Origin of the sequence: Virgibacillus aidingensis, assembly GCF_010994035.1 — a bacterium.
In the GTDB taxonomy this organism is placed as follows: domain Bacteria; phylum Bacillota; class Bacilli; order Bacillales; family Amphibacillaceae; genus Virgibacillus_N.
Map to the genome: position 1 here is coordinate 1 of NZ_WIXN01000010.1, position 16,336 is coordinate 16,336.

At 40.5% G+C, this 16,336-nt stretch carries 18 protein-coding genes, 1 pseudogene, 1 riboswitch and 1 other annotated feature; of the genes and pseudogenes, 7 read left to right on the forward strand and 12 right to left on the reverse strand.

Translation table 11 applies throughout. The annotated features are described in order from the left end of the window. Nucleotides 1-292: hypothetical protein (locus GHD25_RS19810; protein WP_205601350.1), on the forward strand; the 292-nt coding region annotated here is incomplete at its 5' end. Between the two features lie 296 nt (nucleotides 293-588). On the opposite strand, the gene GHD25_RS10035 is transcribed toward GHD25_RS19810, so the two are convergent. Continuing rightward, complete coding sequence (locus GHD25_RS10035) at nucleotides 589-894, reverse strand: rhodanese-like domain-containing protein (protein WP_164216421.1); 306 nt, start codon at nucleotides 892-894, stop codon at nucleotides 589-591. Nucleotides 895-1,003: 109 nt separating this feature from the next. Between GHD25_RS10035 and GHD25_RS10040 the strand changes: the two genes are divergently transcribed. Beyond that, nucleotides 1,004-1,747 (forward strand): hypothetical protein, encoded by a 744-nt coding sequence (locus GHD25_RS10040; protein ID WP_164216423.1) that lies wholly within the window; start codon nucleotides 1,004-1,006, stop codon nucleotides 1,745-1,747. Nucleotides 1,748-2,660: 913 nt separating this feature from the next. Beyond that, nucleotides 2,661-3,716 (forward strand): C45 family autoproteolytic acyltransferase/hydolase, encoded by a 1,056-nt coding sequence (locus GHD25_RS10045; protein ID WP_164216655.1) that lies wholly within the window; start codon nucleotides 2,661-2,663, stop codon nucleotides 3,714-3,716. An 89-nt stretch (nucleotides 3,717-3,805) separates the two neighbouring features. On the opposite strand, the gene GHD25_RS10050 is transcribed toward GHD25_RS10045, so the two are convergent. From GHD25_RS10050 to leuS, 9 genes and pseudogenes are all read right to left on the reverse strand, one after another. Continuing rightward, nucleotides 3,806-4,012, reverse strand: coding sequence for a transcription initiation factor TFIIIB (locus GHD25_RS10050; RefSeq protein WP_240452297.1), 207 nt, complete (start codon nucleotides 4,010-4,012; stop codon nucleotides 3,806-3,808). A gap of 36 nt (nucleotides 4,013-4,048) precedes the next feature. Then, nucleotides 4,049-4,174, reverse strand: coding sequence for a hypothetical protein (locus GHD25_RS20165; protein WP_276207820.1), 126 nt, complete (start codon nucleotides 4,172-4,174; stop codon nucleotides 4,049-4,051). 66 nt (nucleotides 4,175-4,240) lie between these two features. Then, the gene (locus GHD25_RS10055) at nucleotides 4,241-5,263 is read right to left on the reverse strand and encodes a DUF2332 domain-containing protein (RefSeq protein ID WP_164216424.1); all 1,023 of its coding nucleotides are present in this window, start codon (nucleotides 5,261-5,263) and stop codon (nucleotides 4,241-4,243) included. A 94-nt stretch (nucleotides 5,264-5,357) separates the two neighbouring features. Then, entirely contained in the window at nucleotides 5,358-5,909 is a 552-nt protein-coding gene (locus GHD25_RS10060; RefSeq protein WP_164216426.1) for a GrpB family protein, read from the reverse strand. A gap of 14 nt (nucleotides 5,910-5,923) precedes the next feature. Continuing rightward, nucleotides 5,924-6,361 (reverse strand): GNAT family N-acetyltransferase, encoded by a 438-nt coding sequence (locus GHD25_RS10065; RefSeq protein WP_164216428.1) that lies wholly within the window; start codon nucleotides 6,359-6,361, stop codon nucleotides 5,924-5,926. Between the two features lie 324 nt (nucleotides 6,362-6,685). Then, nucleotides 6,686-6,871, reverse strand: a pseudogene (locus GHD25_RS20405) (hypothetical protein); the annotation flags it as partial. A 127-nt stretch (nucleotides 6,872-6,998) separates the two neighbouring features. Continuing rightward, nucleotides 6,999-7,571, reverse strand: a complete 573-nt coding sequence (locus tag GHD25_RS10075) for a hypothetical protein (protein ID WP_164216430.1) — start codon at nucleotides 7,569-7,571, stop codon at nucleotides 6,999-7,001. A gap of 366 nt (nucleotides 7,572-7,937) precedes the next feature. Beyond that, nucleotides 7,938-8,372: a universal stress protein gene (locus GHD25_RS10080; protein ID WP_164216432.1), complete on the reverse strand. Its 435-nt coding sequence runs from the start codon at nucleotides 8,370-8,372 to the stop codon at nucleotides 7,938-7,940. A 151-nt stretch (nucleotides 8,373-8,523) separates the two neighbouring features. Continuing rightward, a complete protein-coding gene (gene leuS / locus GHD25_RS10085) occupies nucleotides 8,524-10,935 on the reverse strand; it encodes a leucine--tRNA ligase (protein ID WP_164216434.1) in 2,412 nt (803 codons plus the stop codon). 90 nt (nucleotides 10,936-11,025) lie between these two features. Further along, nucleotides 11,026-11,264, reverse strand: a binding site (T-box leader). A 100-nt stretch (nucleotides 11,265-11,364) separates the two neighbouring features. On the opposite strand from leuS, the gene mnmM reads away from it, so the two are divergent. Then, a complete protein-coding gene (gene mnmM / locus GHD25_RS10090) occupies nucleotides 11,365-11,931 on the forward strand; it encodes a tRNA 5-(aminomethyl)-2-thiouridylate-methyltransferase MnmM (RefSeq protein WP_164216436.1) in 567 nt (188 codons plus the stop codon). Between the two features lie 189 nt (nucleotides 11,932-12,120). On the opposite strand, the gene GHD25_RS10095 is transcribed toward mnmM, so the two are convergent. Then, nucleotides 12,121-13,191, reverse strand: coding sequence for a tetraprenyl-beta-curcumene synthase family protein (locus tag GHD25_RS10095; RefSeq protein WP_240452298.1), 1,071 nt, complete (start codon nucleotides 13,189-13,191; stop codon nucleotides 12,121-12,123). 83 nt (nucleotides 13,192-13,274) lie between these two features. Here GHD25_RS10095 and GHD25_RS10100 point away from each other — a divergent pair, with 83 nt between their 5' ends. Next, nucleotides 13,275-13,790, forward strand: coding sequence for a gamma carbonic anhydrase (locus tag GHD25_RS10100; protein WP_164216438.1), 516 nt, complete (start codon nucleotides 13,275-13,277; stop codon nucleotides 13,788-13,790). A 23-nt stretch (nucleotides 13,791-13,813) separates the two neighbouring features. Further along, nucleotides 13,814-14,350, forward strand: a complete 537-nt coding sequence (locus tag GHD25_RS10105; RefSeq protein WP_164216440.1) for a DUF1572 family protein — start codon at nucleotides 13,814-13,816, stop codon at nucleotides 14,348-14,350. Nucleotides 14,351-14,530: 180 nt separating this feature from the next. Here the strand turns inward: GHD25_RS10105 and metK are convergent, their stop codons facing one another. Next, a complete protein-coding gene (gene metK, locus GHD25_RS10110; protein WP_164216442.1) occupies nucleotides 14,531-15,730 on the reverse strand; it encodes a methionine adenosyltransferase in 1,200 nt (399 codons plus the stop codon). A gap of 213 nt (nucleotides 15,731-15,943) precedes the next feature. Further along, nucleotides 15,944-16,050, reverse strand: a riboswitch (SAM riboswitch). Nucleotides 16,051-16,147: 97 nt separating this feature from the next. On the opposite strand from metK, the gene GHD25_RS10115 reads away from it, so the two are divergent. Further along, nucleotides 16,148-16,312 carry a hypothetical protein gene (locus GHD25_RS10115; protein ID WP_164216444.1) on the forward strand — a complete coding sequence of 55 codons (165 nt, stop codon included), beginning with the start codon at nucleotides 16,148-16,150 and terminating at the stop codon, nucleotides 16,310-16,312. The last annotated feature ends 24 nt before the right edge of the window (nucleotides 16,313-16,336 follow it).

A 16,336-nucleotide genomic window follows, 5' to 3' on the forward strand; every position in this document is an offset into this window, starting at 1 on the left:
TTTTGTTCAGTTTTCAAAGAGCAAATTTATCATTGTCGCTTGTTTTGCGACAAGATTATATTATATCATCTTGAGAATTCCGCGTCAACCTTTTTGTTCAAAAACTTACTTTAAACGACAACTTTTATATAATATCATAATTACAATTTCAGGTCAACACTTAAATTTTCCAAAAGGTTATTCATTTATCCCACAATACTTCCCGCATAAATTTAATACCTTATGTTGCGGGATAAACAATATACCATCATTCAGCAAAAAAGTCAATAATATTGTTGGTTTTTTTGGATGAATGATGGAAATTTACTGTTCCTGCTTTTATTACTGCAACAGAACAGCATGGATTATAATACAATCATTTTAGGGAAAAGTCAATTCAGTTTCCAACACAATTATGTGCTATTTTTCTCAAAAAAACTATTTACTGCGACAGTAATACAATAGATATAAAATAAGCAGGCAATTCATATTACTTCCCAACAGGCCCGCCCCCAATTAGTTAGATAGAAAAAGCTAACTTTTTGGATGCTGCCTGCTGCATTTTATTATTTAAAAAGTTCATTTTTCTTACAAGTCATAAATACATGCTTAAAGAACCACTTCTCCTTCCCACTCCAGCATTCCTCCAACCATGTTGGAAACTTTAAAGCCGTGTTCATTCATATACTCTGCTGCTGTACTGCTTCTGCCTCCGGAACGGCAAACCAGCACATAATGTTTATCCTTGTCCAAATCTTGAATGGAATAAGGAATATGCTGCAAAGCAATGTGCTTGGCTCCTTCGATCATTCCCTGTGCTACTTCCTCATCTTCACGAACATCTATAATAACCATATTATCGTCTTTCTCCATTTGTTCTTCCACTTGGTTTGGTGTGATTTCATTTACTTCCATGTCACTCATCCTCCAAACTTTTTTTCAATATTATCATACTTTCCAACCGCATAACATGCAACTATCTGATACAAACTAGAACCACCATGAAAAACAGGAGAGAATATGGATGAGATTTTTAATCACGATGGTATTATTTTCTATAATACTGCAGCCAAGCCTATTCGTAATGGCTCAGGAAATACCAGAAACAGCAGAGCTTGAATCATTTGAAGCAGATGTTACAGGTGATGGTCAGGATGAACAAATTATATTAAAGGGCGTTCCTTTCTCAGCTGAAAGCCGCTACTTCCGAGACGTATGGGCGGAAATCTCAAATGATCTTGATGAAAGCTGGAGTATTTCCTATGAAGGCGGGTATGAACCAGCCCTTCAGCTTGTAGATTTAAACGGTGACGGGGTTAAGGATATTTTTTATCAAAGTGCGACAGGGGGCAGTGGAGGGATACATCATTATCAATTATCCACTTTAAGAAATAGTGAATTAAATGATATTGACCTGCCTGAACAGGAGTATCTCGAAGGTGCTTTTGATGATAATTTCACTGTTATATTCAGATTGTCCCCAAGTCATAAACCAATTGAAATAGATGTTTCCGCTCGGAAGGATGAATATATCAGGCATGGTATATATGATGAAGAAGGGATATTGTTGGTGCCAACCTCTGTGATGATCGATCCTATTGCTTTTTACGAACCACTCCTAATCAGCAAAAGTAAAGGATACGGCCTGAAAAGCTATCAGCAGATCAGCGGTGCCTACCATGCAGATCAGCTTGGCACAGTGGAGACACTCTGGTATTACGAAAAGGGGGAGTGGATTATTTTACAGACAGAGTGGGTACCCGCATAAAGACGGAAATGTGAACCATTCTCCATAAGTCGGAACAAATATAATTTTCATACTCAGCTTCATTACTCAATAAACTTCCCTAAAAAACAGGGGAGTTATTATTATGTGAGAAAGAAATCTGATTCAAGGATTTAAATAAAAAATCTCTCTCTATAATAAAAGTTTAAGAAAACAAAGGAGAGATTCTACATGATAACTAAATTTCAATTGACCCCTTAACATGTCCACCATGTTTAAAAAAATTGAAAGCAAGATGGGAAAAATAGCCGAGATTGAAAAAGCAAAGCTCCAGTAAAGTAAAAAAACTACAACGCGGATCAATCAGCAAAGATAAATTGAAAGAAACAATTGAAACATTGGACTATCCAGTACTAACTGAGAGAATATACTGGACAAACCCCGCGGTATGGCGGGGTTTTTTAAACAGTTATGTACAATCTATATTTAAGGAGTAATATGTGGCTGCAGCGACTTTTTCTTACTATCGATAGTATCTCCACAAAGCAGGTATACCGCAAAGCCTATTATCCACAAAAATGTATAAACTGCAGCCAGTTTCGCTATACAATCCCATCTCGTCCATAGGAAATAAATATCTGATTTACTAAAATCAATCTCACCCTTGTTGTGTTGTCCCTGACAACTTTTTAATTCATTGTACCAATGAATTAAACAAATACCGATCCAGGATTGCCACTGCAAAAGTACTAATTATAAAGCCTGTAGCCATAAGACCCCCTCGCTCCTCATTATCCTTTTACCAGTTTATACAACAGAACGGATCAAAAGGTTCAATTATTTTAATTTTTTTAAAGTCAGTCCTCTTAGAAAGGTAAAATCACCGAAGCATAAAATTTTTGCTTTATACGTCGCTTATCGTACACTGAAAATAGCGAAACGAGGTAGAAAAGTGATGAAACAGTATTTCAGCGATGTTATTCAATATAGAGGAACCCACTATGACTTCGGCTATTTCCAGGGGGAACTGCTCAGAAACTCCCCTATTTTGCCGAACCGCGAAAAGCAATGGGAATCAAAGAAAGATAGACATTTTTTGGTTGATTCGGCAGCATATAAAAATATCATGGCAAAAATTGCACCCGCCATTTTAGAAGAAATTCATGGTCTGGCCGACGCACTGAAGCTGGACACGGAAAAGGCGTTACGCTTGTTTGGCGGTTATTATCTGGAATTTACCCGGAGCGGCTGTTCCATTTTTGCGGAGTCCAATTTCATGGTTAGAAATTACGACAGTCATCCGCGAGGATACGAGGGCAGGTATATACTTTATGAACCAACCGATAAGGGGTATTCCGTGCTCGGACCTTCTATGCAAATTACCGGCCGGGTAGACGGTATGAATGAAAAAGGGCTGGCCATGGGCTATAATTTCACGCACAGCAAAAAGTCCGAAGACGGGTTTCTGTGCAATATGATCGGCCGTTTGATTTTGGAAACATGTGCGAATGTGGATGAGGCTATTTTATTACTAGAAGAAATTCCTCACCGTCATTCATTCAGCTATGTGCTTCTGGACCCATCGGGAGAATCCTATGTTGCCGAAGCTTCCCCGCGCCAGGTTGCAGTCCGTAAGTCGAGTGTATGTACAAATCATTTCCATTTGCTGGATGAAGAAAATCGCTATAGACAGGAAGAGACACGGGAACGTGAGCAAACGATACTGAAAGAGCAGCAGCATACCACAAATCCTTATGAGGCATATAAAGTAATGAACAGCCAGGAACATGGTGTTTTTTCCAAAAAGTACGATGCATCTGCAGGAACCATTCATACTTCTGTATATTTTCCGACAGAGCTGAAGGCATGGTTTGTAATCGGTCCCGACAGGAAACCGGTGATTTTAGACTTTAATAAATGGCTTCGGGGAGAGGATCTAAATATTACACGCGTAAAAGGGGAACTGGATTATCATCGGCCATTTGTGAATATGGGAGAGACTGGAAATTAATCGAGACAGTTATCGTAAACGCTTCAGGTGCTCTTAATTTATATTTGAGCACCTTTTATCTTTAGGCTTGTTAATTTTATGGCTGGGTTTTAATATAATGTCCCTTTAAATTTCCCGGGTTTTTTCACATAACCTTCTATAATGTAGCCGCATTCCGTGCAAATGACATATTCAATCGTTGTTCCAATAATCATCTTATTTACGGGGTGCATTGCTGAATATCCACTATGTTTTCCCTTCCCCAATTCTCTGCTTCCGCATTTTGGGCACGCTGTTATGTCTGCAATGTTTTTCAATTGGTTTCCTCCTCCTACAATAAAATAATATCATATTCAATTCTTTTCAATTATTTCTTTTAACAAACCAATGATTTCTTCACTTTGCTTGTTTCCCTGCCTGAGCTTGCTTTCAATTGAAAACAGGGTAATGAGCGCAACCACACCAATGACCGCCAGCACTATGCATACCTCCCCTCCCGATTTTTAAAAAGCGATGGGAGTGCATACATCAGAATCTGCATGAGCTCACAATTCCCAGGAAAACCACCTGCCATGTCCATCAGTCTCGCCAATTTTTTTCTCATACGCCTTCCCATCAATATAATAATCAAGGTGCAGATCTCTATCATATACATTGTTATAAAGGTGAAAAATATCTCTGTCGGAACCTATTAGCTTCACTTGAGCAAGCAGTCTTTCCTTCACGTCAGCAGGCATTTGATTGGCTACGTGGGTATGGAACACACAAATAGCATAGTCTCTTGATATCTCTTCTATCAGATCGGGAAGCAATTCAACCCCGTTCCCATCAATTAACGTTACCGGATTTTCCTTTATACTTTCTGCTGCTTTGTTAAATAAATCTCTTCTTTCATTATGTTCCGGCCAAATCAGTGCGTTCAACCAAAGACGATCTTCCTCTTTCATTATGTCAATTGTATGAAGATCGACCCCAATGCGAGAGGCTACAGGCGGAATGGCACCTGGCAATACCGGATAATTTTCACTTCTAATTTCAGAGATTATATGTACTTTTGAATCCATTTTTCCATATGTTAGGTTTGTACCATATGAGTACTTATATTTATCCCATAAGAGCTGTAAACCAGCACTTGCTCCAAGTTCAATCAACGCGAGCGGCTTCTTTACCATATCATAAATATGAGTAAAAGTTGGAGAAAGATAAGCACACCGTCTTACTTCATTTGTCTGTACTAATTTATTTTCCAGGATTGGGATTATTTTATCCGCATATTGCTTGCAAAAATCTTTGAAATATCCATATGAATCTGCTGCATCTCTCGGTTTCTTAGTGATACTTGGGTAAAATTCTCTTACGTTATGGATCTCTCCTTTTAACAACAGATAATGTACAGCTCCAAACAACAGATTTGGGATGGGTTGACCTTTCTTTGCGTACGATGCTAATTCCAGAATTTCATTGTCCCCTGCAATCTTTAGAGAAAGAAATTCATATAATTCGCTTGAACCTTTGCATTCATTTTCAGCGAAGACTTTAAAGTTTTTAGATAGACGGTTTATTTCCACGAAGTTTCTCCTTTCAATATCATGTATAGATGCACCCTTGTTTTCCCAGTACCCCCATTGCTTTAAAAAATCTGGTTATACATTGAAATATTGTTTAACTATGGGAATGAAGAACATAATTAATAAATTCTGTTTTTGCTTTCGTGTACTTTTCACGGTCATCAGCGTATTTTATCGCTAAATTTTCTTTTAAATTAGCGTATTCATAAACAAAATCCGTATTATTTCTCAACAGGTCACGAAACAATAGTTGCTTATTCCACCTTTCTTCGCCTTCAAGCATAATATGCAGGTGCACAACTCGTTTGTCATTCATTACTTTCACAAAAAACCTTTGCCAATGCCGACCGTCTAATTCTGGATGCACATAGTGCCAGCTGTGATTAGATAACAATGAATCTACTTCTTTAATGTTTTCGAACGAATCAATTTTGGCCATTAAATCAATAATTGGTTTTGCCGGCAGATTTGGAATAGACGTACTTCCATAATGTTGAACTTCTGTTATACCTAAACCCGATAGAAGATGAAGAAGTAAATCTTTTTCCTGTTCCCCTTTTTTTATCCAATTAGGATCTGGTTTAACTATGTCTATTTTCTCATTAGCCCAAACCGGCCATGTGTTTTGCTCATGAATATCCGTCATCTATATTTCCTCCATTATTTAAACATATGTTTAAATACGTAGCTCACTTTATCGTAACCCATTTTTTCTTCATAAAAACGATGGGCAGCTTCTCGCTTCAGACCTGAAGAAAGTGCAACACTTTCATAATCATGCTCTTTTGCCCATATATGAACAAAGGAAAGCAGCTGTTCCCCATATCCTTTAGAGCGTTTATTTTTATCTGTAACTAGGTCACAAACCCAGACGAACCTTCCATAATAAAGGGTGATCATCGGCTTAAAGCCAATTATTGCGGCTATTTCTACCCGATCAAGCAGAGCAAACATTTTATAACTGTCTATCTCCCGTGCTTCAGCCACTAACTCCAGATACGTATCTTCATCAAGGTGCGTCCGTAATTGTTTCATAATGGAAAAAGCTTCAAGTATTTCTTGTTTATTTTGCAGTTCTTTTATTGTGTAACTATCCATTTTATCCTCCTGTAAAATAATGTAAAACATAATTGCGATTACTCTGTCATCTATTAATGCTTCTAAAACTGGCTTTCAATTTAGCCTTTGATTTTCGTGTATCCAAGGACGGAGTTTTATGATGAATTGCTATTTTCTCTTCTGCCCTGATTTTTGCATTCACGTATTTGGCCAGGGGCGCTTCCTCAGGGAGGAATTTGAATAATCAGCTTCTGCATTCCCCATTTTCATCGAAAAAACGTGTCGGTGGATAAATATCATTTTTGTCTCTTGTTTGATTGCTGATAACAGCTGGGTAAGCCCCAAATCAATAAGTACATCCTCTTAATCTCTGCTTAATAATGTCCATAAGATTGTATCCAGTTTGTAGCCATCGATTGCATTTTTTAAAGCATGTTTATCTGTGACATCTAGTGTAATAATATTTTGATTCTCGTTGAAGTACCTTGAAGTACCCAACACTCGCAGATTTTTATTCTCCGCAGAATTCAGTAAGGATGAGCCCAGAAAACTAGTTGCCCCAGATTTTCATAGTTCCAATTTAAGTTCTCCTTGGATTTTGCCAACTGTAAATTCTAACACCATTTCCATATAATTCCCTGCACGTGTAAGTAAGCGATCAGTAAAGTAAAGCCAGTTAATCAATATTGCGAATAATATCTTCAGCAAATACTTGCGCATCTTCCTCCGTTCTGCCCTCTTCCAAATAATACTCGATCATATAACCATATTCTTCAAAATCAATCGCCATAATTACAGCTTCACTATCCCGTTCGATATACTGATATTGAACTTCGTGACCTTCTAGTTCTATAAGTTCAGCAGCCATAATTTCCGGCACTCCGTCTTTAAAAATGGTTACCTTGCATACATTCGGATCCATGTACAAATCACCATAAACTACTTCTCTCAACGGATCACGGTCATCCCAGACTTCCTTCATTTTCTCATCCAGCTTCTCTTCAGTCGAGGCTTTATATTCGATTTCCACTTGAAATGGATCCCCTTTACCGGCATCACTATTGTTATCCAAAGCATGGTAATAGTTCATTATGACAGCACCAATTAGATCATCATCTGGGATATAAGGATTTATACCCAGCTCTTTCTCAATAATCTGTTTAATCTCCTCCCCTTCAGAAGAAGGTGGTGTGCATGCTGATAGAAAAACCAACATCAGTAACACAGCAGTAAATATATATTTTCTCATATAAATCCCCCGGAATAATTTTGAATATCCATTGATTTTTAAAGGGGTCAGCCCCAATGTTTATTTCACACAATCAAGCATTATTCAAAGCTGCTCCCAATATGTCATTCTCAATAATTTCATAAAACCGTTCCTGCTCCTCTATGAAAGGACTGTGTGCTGAATGATTGTCTTTCAAGGTAATATACTGTTTAATGATACAAAAATAAAATAGGTATTTTCTATATTCCTCCTTTATCATAACATAGGTAATGCTTGAATAACTCATAATATTTTTATAAAATACATATAAAAAAACACTTGGATTTTTGTATAATCACAAGTGTCTGTATAATTTTCTTCTTTAATTTCTCCCAAAATCTGTCCTTATTTGATAATTAAAATCGGACAATGGGAATATTGTACAATATGATTACTGACGCTTCCCAGAAGAATTTGTCTCATGCTGCCAAGTCCGCGGCTCCCGGCAATAATGAGATCTATATCATTTACTTTGGCATACTCGCACACCGTCTTTCCGGCATTACGCTGCTTTTCATCAATATACACACGAGTTTCTACAGCAATGTTGTCTGCTTGGAATTCTTGCTTGATCTCTTCCACTTCCGGCTCTAATTTTTCAGCAATGGACTTCTGGATACTAAGAGCTACACCATGATTCGTACTGGGTCCAGCCTTCGTAACTACCGCTAAAATATGAACTTCTGTTTCAGGAACACCGGCAGCCTGCAGTTTTGCTTCCTGCAGTGCTTCTTTACTCTGTTCCGATCCATCATAGGCAACAAGGATACGTCTTTTCATAGAATATCACACCTTTATTGTGGATTCAGGAAGGCACCCTTCTCCCTACTTAAAGTATAACATGTAAAGCAGGCTGCAAATTTATCTATTTATCAACAATTAGAGCGGTTCTCCCATTGCATTGCAACAGGAGAACCGTCCCGGTGTTTCATTAATTTGCTACAATATTTACAAGTTTGCCTGGTACAACAATAACTTTGCGAACCGTTTTTCCTTCTATTTGCTCTTTAATTTTTTCGTTGGCCAGTGCCTGTTCTTCCAGGTCTTCTTTTGTTGCATCTTTAGCTGCATGAATTTTTGCACGGACTTTGCCCATGATCTGAACGGCAATTTCTATTTCGTCCTCAACCAATTTCGTTTCATCATAGGCTGGCCATGGTTCGTAAGTGATGGTATCTTCATGACCAAGTTTTTCCCAAAGCTCTTCGGCCAAATGCGGGGCTACAGGAGATAAAAGTTTTACGAAACCTTCCATATAATCCTTCGGCAGCTTTTCCTGCTTATTCCCCTCATTTACGAACACCATCATTTGGGAAATTGCTGTGTTAAATTGCAATGTCTCAAAGTCTTCGGTTACTTTTTTTACCGTTTCATTATACACTTTATCCATTGCTTTATTTTCTTCTTCGATAATCTTACCTGATAAAGCACCTTCCTCCGAAATAAACAAGCGCCACACGCGGTCAAGGAATCGTCTTGCCCCGTCAAGACCATTGGTGGACCATGCTACAGATGCTTCCAGCGGTCCCATGAACATTTCATATAAGCGCAGTGTATCTGCACCGTGGGAGGAAATGATATCATCCGGATTGACAACATTCCCTTTGGATTTACTCATTTTCTCGTTGCCTTCCCCAAGGATCATTCCCTGGTTAAAAAGCTTCATGAACGGCTCTTTTGTTGGGACCACATCAATATCGTATAAAAATTTATGCCAAAAGCGGGCATAAAGCAGATGAAGCACTGCATGCTCGGCACCGCCGATGTAAATATCAACAGGCAGCCATTTTTTTAATGCTTCCGGGTCTGCAAGCTGATCCGGGTTATCCGGGTCAATATAGCGCAGGAAATACCAGCAGCTTCCCGCCCATTGCGGCATGGTATTGGTTTCCCTGCGTCCTTTCATTCCGGTTTTCGGATCAATCACATTTACCCAGTCACTATTGGCAAGCGGGGACTCCCCTGTACCGGATGGTTTTATCTCTTCCATTTCCGGCAGCTCCAATGGCAGTTCTTCGTCCGGCACTGTCGTCATCGTGCCATCTTCCCAGTGGATAATCGGAATCGGCTCTCCCCAGTAGCGCTGTCTGGAGAACAACCAGTCACGCAGACGGTAGGTAATCTGCTTTTTCCCAACGTTATTTTTCTCAAGCCAGTCGATCATTTTGGATATTGCTTCCTCATTATGCAACCCATTCAGGAATTCGGAATTCACATGCTCTCCGTCACCGACATAGGCTTCCGCGGAAAGGTCTCCGCCTGAAACGACCTCCACAATCGGCAGTTCAAATTTTGTGGCGAATTCATAGTCCCGCTCATCATGACCGGGAACCGCCATAATCGCTCCCGTTCCATAAGACATAAGTACATAATCAGCAATCCAGATTGGCATTTTTTCATTGTTCACCGGATTAATGGCGTAAGCCCCTGTGAAAACACCGGTCTTATCTTTTGCCAGATCTGTGCGCTCCAGATCGGATTTTGTTTCTACTTTATGCAAATAGTCTTCCACTGCCGATTTTTGTGCTTCCGTAACAATTTCTTTTACATATGGATGTTCCGGTGCAAATACGGCATAAGTTGCGCCAAACAATGTATCGGGACGTGTGGTGAAAACATCAAAATGCTTATCATGACCATCAATGGAAAATCTGACTTCTGCCCCTTCCGACTTCCCAATCCAATTGCGCTGCATATCTTTTAAGTTTTCCGGCCAGTCCAGTTCTTCCAAATCTTCAAGCAGACGGTCTGCATAAGCAGTAATTTTTAAAACCCACTGTCTCATTGGTTTTCGGTACACGGGATGCCCGCCGCGTTCACTCTTGCCGTCAATAACTTCTTCGTTGGCCAGTACGGTATTTAGTGCCGGGCACCAGTTGACCGCTACTTCATCCACATAGGCCAGACCTTTTTCGTACAGCTTTTTGAAAATCCACTGGGTCCATTTATAGTATTTTGGATCCATGGTGCTGATTTCTCTGTCCCAATCATAGGAAAACCCAATTTCCTTCATTTGCCTTTTAAAAGTAGCGATATTGCTGAGTGTAAAATCTTTCGGGCTGTTGCCTGTATCAATGGCATACTGTTCTGCCGGCAGACCGAATGAATCCCAGCCCATCGGGTGAAGCACTTCATACCCCTGCATCCGCTTCATCCGCGACAAAATATCTGTTGCCGTATAACTAAGCGGATGTCCGACATGAAGTCCTGCTCCGGATGGATACGGGAACATATCCAGCGCGTAAAACTTCTCTTTTTCAGAATACGTATCCGTTTTAAATGTTTTCTTTTCTTCCCAATAATTTTGCCATTTCTTTTCAATTTCCTGATGATGAAAACTCATCCAGCTTCCTCCTTTAATCTAGACAACCTTACTTGGTTTGTCGCCAGGTTTCATGATTTATCAACATAAAAAAAGCCACTCATCCCTTAAGAAAGGGACGAGAGGCTTGTTATTCCCGCGGTACCACCCAAATTAACGCTGCTGGCATTGTTTCTGCAATTACCGGCGTTCACTTGAATTCTTAACGCGAATCATACGGCAGAAGCTACTTGGCTTCACCCCTGCAACTTTAGAAGGCGAGTTCATAATTTTTTCAGGAACAGTTTTCACCGGCCACTGTCTCTCTTCACCTGAAAATAATTACTACTAATCCTTCCCGGCGTCGTTTTATTATGTATATTGAATTTTATTGAAGTACTGCCGTTTTGTCAAGGCAATTCACGTTCATTTCTGCTAAAATAGACATATATCACCAAGAAGGGGATTGCCATGTTAAAAGGAATCTTGAAATACGCCCACTATTTATTGGAAGAAACAGTTGAAAAAGGGGAAACAGTTATTGATGCCACATGCGGCAATGGTCATGATACCGTCTTTTTGAGCAGACTGGTTGGCGAGGATGGCCATGTACTGGCAATTGATATACAAGAACAGGCGATCCAGTCGACAAAGGATAAGCTTGTCGAAAACCGGCTGAAAAATGTCTCACTTATCCATGACAGTCATGCCTACATTGGAGACTATTTGCAGCCGGAAGAAGAAGCAAGACTCGGCGGTGCGATATTCAATCTTGGCTATTTGCCCCGCAGTGATAAAAAAATTATCACGGAAAGCGATTCGACCATTACGGCAGTCAGCTCCATTTTGTATCATTTGAAACAGCACAAACTGGTAGTCATCGTTGTGTATCACGGGCATGAAGGCGGAGAAGCAGAGAAGAAAGCCCTTTTAAAATACGTGACTACACTGGATCAGAAAAAATTCAATGTGCTGAAGTACGGATTTATTAATCAAAGGAATGAACCGCCGTTTATTTTGGCAGTACAGAAGAAATGACACCAGGAAGGCAGAAGTGAATTGCCTTTCCGGTGTTTTTAATGAGAGGGGGCATGTAAATAAGGAGTTCGCTCATATTTTGGGGAATTCACATAAATTCAGGGATCCGCTCTTATTTTTGGAAAACCGCCATACCCCTGAGAATATGCTCATACCTTTGGTAATCCGCCCATCTGTATTGGCTGCACTTTAGATTTGCTTTCCAAACCAGTAATACGCCCTCGTATTCCAATGAAAAAACTTCGATGGGATCCCGCTCCGCTGCAGTAACATCTTTTTCACTTCCCGGGAAGCATCCAGCCTTTTCACCTTTCGATCTCCCAAATACAGCCCGACCAGCCCCTGATGGACCATTTCGTGAAAATAACTGTCAGGCAGGTTCTGCACCCGTTTATTCGCCTGGTTAATGAAATGAAGAAACCGTTCTTTCATCTGCTCCTGATTCGGATAATTATGACAGAAATTCAAATCCCCTTCTGCTTTGTCCTCTTCCTGGTCAATATAATAATCAAGTAAAATATGAAGCCCTTGTATATAAGGAAAATAGGCCGCATGTACTGCAGCTGCGCGCTCCTTTTCCATATTCCCGCCCATGGCATAACTCACCAGACAAAATATACCCAGCGTTGATCCGGCTGCTGCAGCAAATTCATACCAGGTTAAATCCAATTCCGGATTTCTTTCTTTTTCAAACCAGCGTGTTAATCGGGGTATTCGTTCGTCCTCCCTCACATGTTTATGTACTTGGAGGTCTTCGTACAGTCTCTCTAACCTATAGACATGCTCCCGAATAGAAGGGTAGTTTTCTACGCCAGCCAGCATATTTTGACAGGTTGCAGCCAAATCACTTAAATAGCCGGCATCCTCCTGGTCTTTTCGCAATGCATAATAATTTTTCCGCTCATTGCCCGGTGTCAATGCGTCCCGCAAGGCGTGATGAAGCAGCCTGAAATCATCCGGATCCAAAGAGGTGCTGCGGTCACATAAATTATCCAGATAATCACTTATTGTCTGATAGGCAACAATAAAACGGAGGGCTTGTCTCCACTTTTGCCCCGCAAGAAGCGCATAAACGGAACCGCCATGGCAATGAAAACGTTTGGAAGCGATACTGGCAAGTGCTTGTGTGCGCAGTTCTTTATTCGGAATCTTTTTTGCACGATTTTCCCAATAGGAGAGCTCTTTTCTGACTGCAGGTAAAATTTTTCGATAGACTGCTGCCATGAGTGTCACTGCATTTTTTGGTACTGGGGCGGCCAATTTCTTTCCTCCTTTCTAAAACCGAACTTTTTCTTTTTTTGCTATACTATACTTTATATACATCATATCACAGGAGGGTGCAAATGATTCATTCATACAAAGGCTATCAGCCGGACATTCATGAGTCTGTATTTGTAGCACATAATGCAACTATCATTGGAGACGTAAAAATAGATGAACTATCCAATATCTGGTTCAATACAATTATTCGCGGGGACGTTGCTCCGACAATCATTGGGAAAAGGGTAAGTGTGCAGGATCTTTCAATGCTTCATCAAAGCCCGAACAATCCGCTGATCCTGGAGGACGACGTGGCGATTGGCCATCAGGTTACCCTGCATTCTTCCATCATCCGAAAAAACTCCCTCATTGGGATGGGTTCGATTATTCTGGACGGTGCCGAAGTTGGAGAGAGTGCCTTTGTCGGTGCAGGGAGTCTTGTGCCTCCGGGCAAAAAAATTCCTCCCCATACCATGGCGATGGGCAGACCGGCTAAAGTCGTACGTGAATTGACAGACAAGGATTACACGGAAATGGATAGGGTCATTAAAGCCTATGTGGAAAAATGCGAGTATTACCGGGTCCATACGAATTTATAATTTATATATGAGAGGATTTTTCTATGACAATAGGTAAAGAGTATATAAAGGTCATCCATGCCAGGTTCAATAGTGTGAAACAATTGGGTGATAAAGCTATTGAGCAGTTATCAGATGAGGAATTGCATTGGACTGCAAATGATACTTCAAATAATATAGCTATTATTGTGAAACATATGAGCGGGAATATGATTTCCAGGTGGACGGACTTTTTAATAACTGACGGAGAAAAGCCGGATCGCAGCCGGGATAAGGAATTTATTGATACATTATTATCGAAAACAGATATTACGGACGTGTGGAATAAAGGATGGAACGTTCTGTTTGATGCCCTCGATGCGTTAGTTGAAGAAAATCTTTTAGAAACCATTACGATCCGCGGGGAAGCGCATTCTGTCATCGATGCAATAGAAAGGCAGCTTGCCCATTATTCGTATCATGTCGGGCAGATTGTCTATATTGGTAAAATGATTAAAAATGAAAGCTGGGAAAATCTCAGTATTCCGGCTGGAAAGTCGGAGGAATATTTGAGAGAGATGCTGGACAAGCATAGAAAATAAACAAACCGGGCAATCCCCAATTGTTAAAGGGAAAGAGCATATTGTTTTTTTGCTAATAATCCATGTTCCTGGGTTCCATACAAGTACCGGCAATAAGCATATTGTTAAGTTCCTCACTATTCTTGGCGACAAAAACACCCCGAAAGTTAGATTTCTTTACGCTAACTTTCGGGGAGTTTTTCATTTCTCGGTAAGTGCTTTTAATTCCTCAACCTTATCTGTTTTCTCCCACGGAAAATTCATATCCGCCCTTCCAAAGTGTCCGTAGGCAGCGGTATTTTTAAAGATAGGCTTCTGCAGATCGAGCATCCGGATAATTCCGGCTGGACGCAGGTCAAATAATTTTCTAATTGCTTTTACCAATGCTTCCTCGCTTACCACACCGGTCCCAAACGTGTTGATGGCAATCGATACAGGTTCGGCAACACCAATCGCATAGGCAAGCTGTACTTCACAGGTTTTCGCAAGCTCTGCGGCCACAATATTTTTTGCCACATAACGGGCTGCATAGGCTGCGGACCGATCCACCTTGGTGGAATCTTTTCCACTGAATGCGCCGCCGCCATGTCTTGCATAGCCGCCATAAGTGTCTACAATAATCTTTCGGCCGGTGAGTCCCGCATCCCCTTGAGGACCGCCAATCACAAAGCGTCCAGTCGGGTTAATAAAGTATTTGGTGGCTTCATCCAAAAATTGTTCGGGGACTACCGGTTGAATCACATGTTCAATAATATCTTTTTCAATTTGTTCCGTTGTAATATCCTGATGATGCTGGGTGGAAATAACAATGGTGTCCACACGTGCCGGCCGATCATTTTCGTCATATTCCACAGTTACTTGGGTTTTTCCGTCCGGACGCAGATAGCCAAGCGTCTTATCTTTGCGGACATCGGAAAGCCGTTTGGACATTTTATGCGCTAATGAGATAGGCAGGGGCATTAATTCCTCTGTTTCGTTACAGGCAAAGCCAAACATCATCCCCTGATCCCCTGCTCCGATCGAATCAATATCTTCTTCACTCATTTTTCCTTTCCGAGCTTCCAGTGCTGTATCCACCCCTCCGGCAATGTCGACCGATTGTTCATCAATAGCCGTTAACACGGCACAGGTTTCTGCATCAAATCCGTATTTTGCACGTGTATACCCAATATCTTTAATGGTCTGCCGGACAATAGCTGGTATATCTACGTATGTATTCGTTGAAATTTCTCCGGAAACCAGTACTAGTCCTGTTGTTACTGTTGTTTCACAGGCTACCCTTGCATAGGGATCCTTTTTTAATATTTCATCAAGAATAGCATCCGAAATTTGATCGGCAATTTTGTCCGGATGTCCTTCTGTTACTGATTCTGACGTAAATAAACGACGATTTGCAGCCATGTGGCTATCTCCCCTTATAAATTGTTACGGAACTCCATTAATATATGCTAAAGATGATTTGGTGTGCAATGGTTAAGCCGCAAAGCGAAATCACGAACGATCCGGTAATTTAAAACACGTGAAGTAAATTTTCGGCTGAACTCCAAATCAAAATTTTGCCCTAAACAAAAAAGCCTTTCCTTCGTTCATGAGGAAAGGGGTTTTGGCCTTTCGCTCTTATTGCTCAAGGAAGTTTCCTTGCATCAGGTTAGCACCATTTCACCACCGTGATGGTTGCTGGGTTTCATCGGGTCTGTCCCTCCACCGGCTCTGAATAAGAGAGTATCCGCTCAAAATCAGATTAACGAATGTCAGGTGTAATGTCAATAAAAATGACAGCGGGAACGTGATTTCCAGAGGTTGGAGGCGCTCTGGACTATGAAACTTAGAAAAAACTTTTTTCCGCTTTCCGGCAAGCTAATCTGGTTGTGCTTAAAGCAGAAGAGGAGTAAAATAAAAATGAAAGCAATTTCAACCGGAAAAATGCCCAATATCCAAGCTTGCGGGCAAGAATTTTTCCAATTTATTTCGCAAAAAATTTGACACCTATTTTTAATAAATTAATAT

What these genes read in the sequence shown, in the direction of transcription:
- GHD25_RS10035 (WP_164216421.1), bottom strand. Translation starts at nt 894, where the DNA reads ATGGAAGTAAATGAAATCACACCAAACCAAGTGGAAGAACAAATGGAG.
- GHD25_RS10040 (WP_164216423.1), top strand. Translation starts at nt 1,004, where the DNA reads ATGAGATTTTTAATCACGATGGTATTATTTTCTATAATACTGCAGCCA.
- GHD25_RS10045 (WP_164216655.1), top strand. Translation starts at nt 2,661, where the DNA reads ATGAAACAGTATTTCAGCGATGTTATTCAATATAGAGGAACCCACTAT.
- GHD25_RS10060 (WP_164216426.1), bottom strand. Translation starts at nt 5,909, where the DNA reads ATGACGGATATTCATGAGCAAAACACATGGCCGGTTTGGGCTAATGAG.
- GHD25_RS10065 (WP_164216428.1), bottom strand. Translation starts at nt 6,361, where the DNA reads ATGGATAGTTACACAATAAAAGAACTGCAAAATAAACAAGAAATACTT.
- GHD25_RS10075 (WP_164216430.1), bottom strand. Translation starts at nt 7,571, where the DNA reads ATGAGAAAATATATATTTACTGCTGTGTTACTGATGTTGGTTTTTCTA.
- GHD25_RS10080 (WP_164216432.1), bottom strand. Translation starts at nt 8,372, where the DNA reads ATGAAAAGACGTATCCTTGTTGCCTATGATGGATCGGAACAGAGTAAA.
- leuS (WP_164216434.1), bottom strand. Translation starts at nt 10,935, where the DNA reads ATGAGTTTTCATCATCAGGAAATTGAAAAGAAATGGCAAAATTATTGG.
- mnmM (WP_164216436.1), top strand. Translation starts at nt 11,365, where the DNA reads ATGTTAAAAGGAATCTTGAAATACGCCCACTATTTATTGGAAGAAACA.
- GHD25_RS10100 (WP_164216438.1), top strand. Translation starts at nt 13,275, where the DNA reads ATGATTCATTCATACAAAGGCTATCAGCCGGACATTCATGAGTCTGTA.
- GHD25_RS10105 (WP_164216440.1), top strand. Translation starts at nt 13,814, where the DNA reads ATGACAATAGGTAAAGAGTATATAAAGGTCATCCATGCCAGGTTCAAT.
- metK (WP_164216442.1), bottom strand. Translation starts at nt 15,730, where the DNA reads ATGGCTGCAAATCGTCGTTTATTTACGTCAGAATCAGTAACAGAAGGA.
- GHD25_RS10115 (WP_164216444.1), top strand. Translation starts at nt 16,148, where the DNA reads ATGAAACTTAGAAAAAACTTTTTTCCGCTTTCCGGCAAGCTAATCTGG.